At 56.7% G+C, this 436-nt stretch carries 1 protein-coding gene; it reads left to right on the top strand.

Annotation, left to right across the window (positions count from 1 at the left end):
* The coding region (locus JTI85_RS21350; RefSeq protein ID WP_255575496.1) for an FAD-dependent monooxygenase at positions 1–435 on the top strand (435 nt) is incomplete at its 5' end.
* Position 436 lies beyond the last annotated feature (1 nt).

The following is a 436-nucleotide window of genomic DNA, read 5'->3' on the forward strand; positions in this document are numbered from 1 at the left end:
GAGATCGCCAAACATTTCCCTTCACGACTCGGTAACGTTACGCCTGTGGCGGCGGGGGCATTCCCACTTACGCGTCGTCATGCGCTGCAATATGTGCAACCGGGGCTGGCGCTGGTAGGTGATGCCGCGCATACCATTCACCCACTGGCGGGGCAGGGCGTTAATCTGGGTTTTCGCGATGTGGATGCACTGATTGATGTTCTGGTGAGCGCCCGCAGCTATGGTGAGGCGTGGGCCAGTCAACCGGTGCTCAAGCGTTATCAGAATCGTCGTATGACCGATAACTTCATTATGCAAAGTGGGATGGATTTGTTCTACGCCGGTTTTAGCAACAACCTGCAGCCGCTGCGCATCATGCGTAATCTCGGGCTTATGGCCGCAGAGCGCGCAGGTGTGCTGAAGCGTCAGGCGCTGAAGTATGCGTTAGGGTTGTAGT

The organism is Citrobacter sp. Colony219 (assembly GCF_019382635.1).
Taxonomy (GTDB): Bacteria; Pseudomonadota; Gammaproteobacteria; order Enterobacterales; family Enterobacteriaceae; genus Citrobacter; species Citrobacter youngae.